This window comes from Methylibium sp. (genome assembly GCF_031393925.1).
GTDB lineage: Bacteria > Pseudomonadota > Gammaproteobacteria > Burkholderiales > Burkholderiaceae_C > Methylibium.
Genome location: NZ_JANMWL010000211.1, coordinates 1 through 9106 on the forward strand (window position 1 = coordinate 1; position 9106 = coordinate 9106).

The window sequence follows — 9106 nt, forward strand, 5'->3', positions numbered from 1 at the left end:
CTCCGGCGCCCACGGCCACTTCGAGCTGACCCATTCGCTGGCGGCCTACACGACTGCCAAGGTGCTGACCGAGGTGGGGGTCAAGACGCCGGTGTTCAGCCGCATCTCTACCGTGGCTGGGGGGTCGGGCTCGTCCGACACCCCGCGTGACGTGCGCGGCTTTGCGATCAAGTTCTACACCTCGCAGGGCAACTGGGACCTGGTGGGCAACAACATCCCGGTGTTCTTCATCCAGGACGCGATCAAGTTCCCCGATCTGATCCATGCCGTGAAGATGGAGCCCGACCGCGGCTTCCCGCAGGCGGCCACGGCGCACGACACCTTCTGGGACTACATCTCGCTGACCCCCGAGTCGATGCACATGGTGATGTGGATCATGTCCGACCGCACGCTGCCCCGGTCGCTGCGGATGATGGAGGGCTTCGGCATCCACAGCTTTCGCCTGATCAATGCGCAGGGTGAATCGACCTTCGTAAAATTCCACTGGCGTCCCATGCTCGGCCTGCAGTCGACCCTCTGGGACGAGACCGTCAAGATCACCGGCGCCGATGCCGACTTCCACCGTCGCGACCTGTTCGAGGCCATCGAGGAGGGTGCATTTCCCGAGTGGGAGTTGTCCGTCCAGCTCTTTACCGAGAAGGAAGCGGACGCCTTCCCCTTCGATCACCTCGACTCCACCAAACTGATCCCTGAGGAACTCGTGCCTTTGAGGGTGATCGGCCGCATGGTGCTCGACCGCTGGCCCGACAACTTCTTTGCCGAGACCGAGCAGGTGGCGTTCTGCCCCTCGCACATCGTTCCCGGCATTGATTTCTCGAACGACCCGCTATTGCAGGGCCGGCTCTTCTCGTACCTCGATACGCAGTTGTCGCGCCTGGGCTCGCCCAATTTCCACCAGCTCCCGATCAACGCGCCCAAGTGCCCCTTCGCCAACCAGCAACGCGACGGCCACATGCAGATGCAGCAGCCCAAGGGCAGGGTGGCCTACGAGCCCAGTTCGCTCGCGAAGGATTCGGCGCGTGAGAGCCCGAGCGGATTTCGCAGCTTCCCCGCTGCCGAAAACGGCGAGCGCGGGCGCGTGCGCGCCGAGAGTTTTGCCGACCATTACTCGCAGGCACGGCTTTTCTACCTGAGCCAGACCGTGCCCGAGCAGGCGCATATCGCCTCGGCCCTGGTGTTCGAGCTGTCGAAGGTGGACACCTTGCATGTGCGCCAGGCGATGGTCGGCCACCTGCTCCACATCAACGCCGATCTGGCAACGCGCGTCGCTGCGGGCCTGGCGCTCGGTCCCATGCCTGCCGCGCCGGCCGCGGCCGCGCCCGTCAAGGACATGGCACCGTCGCCCGCGCTGCAGATCATCGGCAAGATGAAAGACACGCTCGAGGGGCGCTGCGTCGGCATTCTCATCAACGACGGCTCCAACGGCGCGATCGTCGAGGCGTTGAAGTCCGCGGTGGTCGCGGCGGGCGCCAAGGTGAAGATCGTCGCCCCCAAGGTTGGCGGCGCGAAGCTGGCCGACGGCACGCTGATGCCCGCAGGCGGGCAGCTCGCCGGCACGCCATCGGTCATGTTCGATGCCGTGGCGATCGTGCTGTCCGATGCTGGCGCAACGATGTTGTGCGAGGAGGGCGCGGCGATCGATTTCGTGCGCGACGCTTTCGGCCACCTCAAAGCCCTGGCCGTCGATCGCGGTGGTCAGGCGCTGCTCCAGAAGGCCGGCATTGCGCCCGACGCTGGCGTCATGAGCGCCGGGGATACGAAGGCTTTCATCAAGGCGGCGAAGACGCGGCAGTGGGACCGCGAGGCCAAAGTCAGGACGCTGGCGTAAGTTGCTCGTCGCTTGCGGCAACGAAGAGGCCGGTGTTCAGCCCCGAGTCAGCGTGAGAACCGCGAGGCGCCCTGTCGGCGCCTTCGCGGACGGGTCGCCGCGCACGTGGACGAGTCGATCGCCCCTCGGGCTCCAGGCCGGGAACATCGAAGGCACGTCGCCGAACGTCGACTGCTGTAGCTGCGATCCGTCCGCGCGCATGACGCAGAGCTGGTTTACGCGGTCGACGCTGCGCGTGAGCGCGATGGGCTCTCCATCCGGCGACGGAAAGGGCGTGACGTAAGGCGTGCCGGTGTCCGCCCGGCCGACCCGCCACGCCTCCTGCGGCCACGTTTGCCGCCGCCCGTGGGGCGCCGGGTAGACTGCGCCTCGCTTCAGGTGCCCCCGTCCGTGCTTCGGCCGGGGGTTAAACGGGAAGCAGGTGAGCGCGTCCGATCCCTGGGCGCACAAGGCCTGCGCTGCCCCCGCACCGGTAAGCAGGCACACGAACATCAACAAAGCCACTGCGGGACGCAAGCCCGTGGGAAGGCGATGGTCGCGGCACCTCCGGGTGCCGACCTGCGAGCCCGGATACCGGCCTGCGAGCGCAGTCGCCGTGGACTGGCCTCACAGCCGAGCCGCGGTTCTCGCCACCGATGCAGCCTGCGGGGACGCTCGCTGCCTGGAGTCATGTTCCGATGAACGCTTCTCGTCATCGGCCAGCCGCATTGCGCGGTCTCGGCCTGTTCGTGCTTTCCCTTCCTTTGACTGTCGCGTTGGCGCAGTCGTTGCCGCAACTCGAACCCGTGGTCGTGACCGCGACGCGGCTCGAGCAGCCGGTCTCGGCGGTGCTGTCCGACGTGCGCGTGATCGACGCCGACACCATTCGCAACGCCGGACCGGTCTCGCTGCCCGAGCTGCTGCAAATGCATGGCGGCGCCGAGATCGCTAGCACCGGCGGGCCGGGCCAGATCTCGAGCGTGTTCCTGCGCGGCACCAACGCCAACCATGTGGTGCTGCTCATCGACGGCGTGCGCATCAACTCTGCCACCGCCGGCACCAATGCCTTCGAGAACATTCCCCTGGACCAGATCGAGCGCATCGAGATCCTGCGCGGTCCGGCCAGCAGCCTCTATGGCGCTGACGCGATCGGCGGCGTGATCCAGGTGTTCACACGCCAGGGTGAGCGCACCGAGGCGCATGTCGGCGCAGGCAGTTGGCGCACGCGCGACGCATCGGTCGGCCTGGGCCGCCAATTCGGCAGCACGCGCTTCTCGGTGCAGGCCGGCTACCGCGAGTCGCGCGCGTTCTCGGCCACCAACGCGGCGAACACCTTCTCTTTCAATCCGGACGACGATCCTTATCGCAACAACAACGCGAGCCTGGCGCTCAGCCACGACTGGGCGCCCGGCCACACGCTCACCGCGCGCGCCTTGCGCAGCGAGGGGACGACGCACTTTGATGCCGGCCCGGGCAGCGACGACGTGAACCGGCAGCGTCTCTCGACGCTCGCGCTCGAAAGCAGCAACCGCATCAGCGACGGCTGGCGCAGCCACCTGCGGTTGGCGCGCGGCAGTGATGACATCGCCATCCGCGGCAGCTTTGCAGGCAACTTTCGCACCGACCAGGACCAGACCAGCTGGCAGAACGACTTTGCCGTGCTCGGCGGCCAGCTCGCGGCCGGGCTGGAATGGCGGCGCGAGAAGGTCACCGGCGACACCGCCTACACGCAAAGCGAGCGGCGCATCGGCTCGCTGTTCACCAGCTATGCCGCGAGCCTGGGCGCGCATGCGCTGCAGGCTTCGCTGCGCCGCGACGACAACTCGCAGTTCGGCGCGCACAACAGCGGCAACCTTGCCTACGGTTGGCGCGCGACGCCGGCCTGGCGGCTCTCGGCCGGTGTGGGCAGCGCCTTCAAGGCGCCGAGCTTCAACGATCTGTATTTCCCGCTGAGCTTCGGCTTCCAGGGCAACCCCGAACTGCGGCCCGAGCGATCGCGCAGCGCCGAGCTGGCGGCGCGCTATCAGCAAGGTGCTGCGCAGGCGGGGCTCACCCTGTTTCGCAACCGCATCCGCGACCTGATCTCGGTCGACCCGAGCTTCAGCACCGTCATCAACGTCAACCGCGCACGCATTCGCGGCGCAACGCTCGACCTACGTTGGGCGTTCGCCGACTGGGCGCTGCGCGGTGAGCTCACTGAGCAAGAAGCCGTCGACGCCGAGACGGGCCAGCGCCTCATCCGGCGTGCGCGTCGGCACGGCAGCGTCGGCGTCTCGGCCGCGCCCGGCGCCTGGCGCTATGGCGCCGACGCGGTGTTCAGCGGCGCGCGCTTCGACGCCGCCAGCAACGCGCCGGAGTCGCGCATGGGCGGCTATGCGCTCGTGAACCTGCATGCGGCGTATGGGGTGGCGCCGCAGTGGCAGTTGTCGCTGCGCGTCAACAACGCGGCCGACCGGCGCTACGAGCTGGCGCAGGGCTACAACACCGCGGGACGCGGCGTCTTCGTGGCGCTCGACTACACGGGCCGCTAACGCGGTCTGCGATCGACCGTGGCGCGCGCGCTTCGCATCTGGCTCGGTCTGGCATTGCTGGCCGCCGTGGCAATGCTCGTCGCGCTGTCGGTGGGCAGCAGCGCCATTGGCGGGGCCGAGCTGCTGCGCCTTTTGTTCCGGCCCGACGCCAGCACCGCTTCCGAGGTGCTGCACGGACTGAGGTTGCCGCGCGCAATGGCGGCCTTTGGCACCGGCGGTTTGCTGGCGTTGGCCGGTGCGCTGATGCAGGTGCTGCTGCGCAATCCGCTGGCTGACCCTTACGTGCTGGGCGTGTCGGGCGGTGCTGCGGTCGGCGCACTCGGCGCGCTCGTGCTCGGCGCGGGAGCGGCTGTCATGCAGCTCGGCGCGTTCGGCGGCGCCTTGTTGTCGACGCTGCTGGTGTTCGCCATCGCGCACCGCGACCTCGCACGCTTGTCGGCTGCCGGTGCCAGCGACACCGCACCGCGATTGCTGCTCACCGGCGTCATGCTCGCGGCCGGCTGGTCGGCGCTCATCACCTTGCTGCTCACGGTCGCGCCCGACGCGCAACTGCGCGGCATGCTGTTCTGGCTCAGCGGCGACCTTGCCGGCAGCGATGCCGGTGCCTGGCCGCTGGCAGCACTTGCGCTCGTGCTGCTGGCCGCGCTGCCGCTGGGGCGCGAACTCAACGTGCTGCTGCGCGGCCCGGCGCTTGCCCACGCGCTGGGCGTGGCGGTCGTGCCGCTGCGCCGCAAGCTCTACCTGCTGGCCTCGCTGGCCACGGCGGTGGCGGTCACCACCTGCGGCAGCGTCGGCTTCATCGGCCTGGTGGTGCCGCACGCGCTGCGGCTGGTGATCGGCAACGACCAGCGTGTGCTGCTGCCGGCCTGCGCCTTGGCTGGCGGCACCTTGCTGCTGCTGGCCGACACGGCGGCGCGCAGCGTGATCGCGCCGCAGCAGTTGCCGGTCGGCGTGATCACGGCGCTGCTCGGTGTGCCGAGCTTCCTGTTCCTGTTGCTGCGACGGGGCGGTGCGCGATGAGTGCTCGCTCATCCAGGCTGCTTCAGCGGGTCGGGCGCGCGTGCATCGATGGCTGAACCTTCATCGCCGCTGCTGTCGAGCCAGGCGCTGAGCTTGCGCGTCGGCGGTCGCACCTTGATCGAGCGTCTGTCGCTGCGCGTGCAGCCCGGCCAGCTGTGGTGCGTGATCGGCGCCAACGGCAGCGGCAAGACCAGCCTGCTGCACGCGTTGGCCGGCCTGCTGGAGCCTGACGCCGGCAGCGTGCGGCTTTACGGCCGACCGCTCGCAAGTTGGAAGCCGGCCGACGCAGCCTGCCTGCGCGGCCTGCTGCCGCAGCGCCTGCACGATGCCTTCAGCGCCAGCGTGCTCGACCTCGTGCTGATGGGCCGTCACCCGCACCTGGCGCGCTGGGCCTGGGAAGACGATGCGGACCGCGAGATCGCGCTGGCCGCACTGCGCACTGTTGACATGCAGGCGCTGGCCGCACGCGACGTGACCACGCTGTCCGGCGGCGAGCGCCAGCGCGTGGGCATCGCCGCGCTGCTGGCGCAAGACCCCTTGCTGCTGCTGCTCGACGAGCCGCTCGCGCACCTCGATCTGCGCCATCAGATCATGGTGCTCGACCACCTGGGCGCGCTGGTGCGCGGCAGCGGCAAGGCGGTGCTGATGTCGATCCACGACCTGAACCTGGCGCGGCGCTTCGCCACGCATGCCCTGGTGCGGGGCGGCGCGGGGCCACGACTCGGTGGCGTGGACGAGGTCATGGACGAAGCGACCCTGAGCGCGGCCTTCGGGCACCCGGTGCGGCGCGTGCATGCCGGCGGACATTGGCTGTTCGTGGCGGCATGAGCGTGACGACGCGGGTTGCGCACGCCCTCGCCGCTGCCAGGGCGGACGGCATCGTCTCGTCAGCGTTCGCGTGCGTGCTGCTGGCTGCCGCACTCGGCCTGTTCACTGAACCCGCGCGGGCCGGCGTGCAAGCCATCGACGACGCGGGGCACACCGTCACGCTGGCAGCACCGGCCCGGCGCATCGTGAGCCTGGCGCCGCACCTGACCGAGCTGCTGTTCGCGGCCGGCGCGGGCGCGCAGGTGGTGGGCGTCGATAGCTGGAGCGACCATCCGGCCGCGGCCCGGTCGATCGCGCGCATCGGCGACAGCGCGCAGCTCGACCTGGAGCGCATCGTGGCGCTGAAGCCGGATTTGATCGTCGTCTGGCATCACGGCAACTCGGTCCGGCAACTGCAGCGCCTGGCCACGCTCGGCATCCCGACGTACGCCAGCGAGGCGCGCAAGCTGGCCGACATTTCCAGCACGCTCGTGCGGCTGGGCCGACTGGCGGGCACCGACGCCGCCGCGTCAGTGCGTGCCGTGCGCTTGGACGCCGAGGTGGCGGCGCTGCGAACGCGCTACGCCGGCCGGCGCGCGGTGCGCGTCTTCTACCAAATCTGGCACCGTCCGCTGCTCACCATCAACGGCCAGCACCTCATCAATGAAGCGCTCGCGCTGTGCGGCGCCACCAATGTGTTCGCCGGCCTCGCGCCGCTGACGCCGCAGGTAAGCGAGGAGGCCGTCGTGCAGGCCGACCCCGAAGCGATCGTCACCGGCAAAGTCGAGCCGAACGGCCCCGACCCCCTCGACACCTGGCGCCGGCTTGCCGGCCTGCGCGCCACGCGGCTGGGCAACCTGCTGGTGGTCGACCCCGACACGCTGCATCGCCAGTCCGACCGCATCGTGCAGGGCGCAACCGAACTGTGCGTCAAGCTCGACGCGGCGCGCGCACGCAGCACCCGATAGCCCGCGCCGATTGCCTGCGCCCGATTGCACGCGCCGGCTCGGGGGCGCAAGCGAGCCGCGCTGCTCGGCGCGCTGTTCCGTGATGCCACGCGCGACCGCCACGCGGCGGGAAAACCCCCTCCAAAAGCCGCTCGGGCCGACTCCTAGAATCGGCGCTTACCCCGAGAGAACACCGAGCATGACGCAAGCCAAAGCGCGGTCCCCACGCAACGCCCCGACGGCGGCGCCCGAAGCGGGCGCTCCGCAGGAGGCCGCCATGCGCGTGCTCAAGAAGTACCCCAACCGCCGCCTCTACGACACGCAAAGCAGCGGCTACATCACCCTGGCTGACGTGCGGCAGATGGTGCTCGACAGCGAGCAGTTCGTGGTGCGCGACGCCAAGAGCGGCGAAGACCTGACGCGAAGCATCTTGTTGCAGATCATCCTGGAGGCCGAAACCGGCGGCATGCCCATGTTCACGACGTCGGTGCTGGCGCACATCATTCGTCTCTACGGCCACACCATGCAGGGACTGATGGGCAGCTACCTGGAAAAGAACGTCCAGACCTTCATGGACATGCAAAAGCGCTTTACCGAGCCAGCGGGCGCGGGCGCCGGTGCTGGTGCTGGTGCGGGCGGCGGCCAGACCTTCAGCCCCGAGGTCTGGGCGCAGTTCATGAATGTGCAGGCGCCGATGATGCAGGGGCTGATGTCGAGCTACGTCGACCAGTCCAAGAACCTGTTCGTGCAGATGCAGGAACAGATGAACAAGCAGACCGAGACGCTGTTCCCGGCGGGCTTCGGGCAGGGCCCCAAGAAGTAGTTCAGCGGCCGCGCCGGCCGGATCGGCGAAAATCCGCCGATGACGCAAGACACTCACGCGGCCCCGGCCGCTGCAACGGCCACGGCGCCGCTGGCCCCGCGCATCGGTTTCGTCTCGCTCGGCTGCCCCAAGGCGCTGACCGATTCCGAGCTGATCCTCACCCAGTTGCGCGCCGAGGGCTACGACACCTCCAAGACTTTTGCCGGCGCTGACCTGGTGATCGTCAACACCTGCGGCTTCATCGACGACGCGGTCAAGGAAAGCCTCGACACCATCGGCGAGGCGCTGGCCGCCAACGGCAAGGTCATCGTGACCGGCTGCCTGGGCGCCAAGGCCGGCGAGCACGGCGGCAACCTGGTGCGCCAGATGCACCCCAAGGTGCTCGCCGTCACCGGACCGCACGCCACGCAGGAGGTGATGGACGCGGTCCACATCCACGCGCCCAAGCCGCACGATCCCTTCATTGACCTTGTGCCGGCGTCCTTGTCCAAGATCGGTGTAAAGCTCACGCCGCGCCACTACGCCTATTTGAAAATCAGCGAAGGCTGCAACCACCGCTGCAGCTTTTGCATCATTCCGAGCATGCGCGGCGACCTGGTTTCGCGGCCGATCGGCGACGTGCTCAACGAAGCGCGCGCACTGTTCGAGTCGGGCGTAAGAGAGTTGCTGGTGATCAGCCAGGACACCTCGGCCTACGGTGTCGATGTCAAGTACCGCACCGGCTTCTGGGACGGCAGGCCGGTCAAGACGCGCATGACCGAACTGGTCGAGCGCCTGGGCGAGCTGGCCTAGCCCTTCGGCGCATGGGTGCGGCTGCACTACGTCTATCCGTATCCACACGTCGACGAGATCCTGCCGCTGATGGCGAGCGGCCGCGTGCTGCCCTACCTGGACGTGCCTTTCCAGCATTCGCATCCCGACGTGTTGAAGCGCATGAAGCGCCCCGCCAGCGGAGAAAAGAACCTCGAGCGCCTGGCACGCTGGCGCGAGGCCTGCCCGGAAATCGTGGTGCGCTCGACCTTCATCGCCGGCTTTCCCGGCGAGACGGAAGGCGAGTTCGAGCACCTGCTCGACTTCATGCGTGCCGCCGAGATCGACCGTGCCGGCTGTTTCGCCTACTCGCCGGTGGCCGGCGCGGCGGCCAACGAGCTGCCCGGCGCGCTGCCCGTCG

At 68.8% G+C, this 9106-nt stretch carries 6 protein-coding genes, 1 pseudogene and 1 riboswitch; all 7 genes and pseudogenes read left to right on the plus strand.

The window, feature by feature from the left end:
* On the plus strand, nucleotides 1-1828 hold a 1828-nt coding region (locus tag RMO12_RS11325; RefSeq protein WP_309639365.1), incomplete at its 5' end, for a catalase.
* Between the two features lie 359 nt (nucleotides 1829-2187).
* Nucleotides 2188-2425: riboswitch (cobalamin riboswitch) on the plus strand.
* Between the two features lie 80 nt (nucleotides 2426-2505).
* A complete protein-coding gene (locus RMO12_RS11330) occupies nucleotides 2506-4338 on the plus strand; it encodes a TonB-dependent receptor domain-containing protein (protein ID WP_309639366.1) in 1833 nt (610 codons plus the stop codon).
* An 18-nt stretch (nucleotides 4339-4356) separates the two neighbouring features.
* Nucleotides 4357-5358, plus strand: a complete 1002-nt coding sequence (locus RMO12_RS11335; protein WP_309626248.1) for an iron ABC transporter permease — start codon at nucleotides 4357-4359, stop codon at nucleotides 5356-5358.
* Nucleotides 5359-5406: 48 nt separating this feature from the next.
* Nucleotides 5407-6186, plus strand: a complete 780-nt coding sequence (locus RMO12_RS11340; protein WP_309639367.1) for an ABC transporter ATP-binding protein — start codon at nucleotides 5407-5409, stop codon at nucleotides 6184-6186.
* Nucleotides 6183-7133 carry a cobalamin-binding protein gene (locus RMO12_RS11345; RefSeq protein WP_309639368.1) on the plus strand — a complete coding sequence of 317 codons (951 nt, stop codon included), beginning with the start codon at nucleotides 6183-6185 and terminating at the stop codon, nucleotides 7131-7133. The genes RMO12_RS11340 and RMO12_RS11345 overlap by 4 nt, the downstream gene beginning before the upstream one ends.
* Nucleotides 7134-7389: 256 nt before the next feature.
* The gene (gene phaR / locus RMO12_RS11350; RefSeq protein ID WP_309639369.1) at nucleotides 7390-7935 is read left to right on the plus strand and encodes a polyhydroxyalkanoate synthesis repressor PhaR; all 546 of its coding nucleotides are present in this window, start codon (nucleotides 7390-7392) and stop codon (nucleotides 7933-7935) included.
* Nucleotides 7936-7974: 39 nt separating this feature from the next.
* Nucleotides 7975-9106: pseudogene (rimO, locus tag RMO12_RS11355) on the plus strand (30S ribosomal protein S12 methylthiotransferase RimO); the annotation flags it as partial.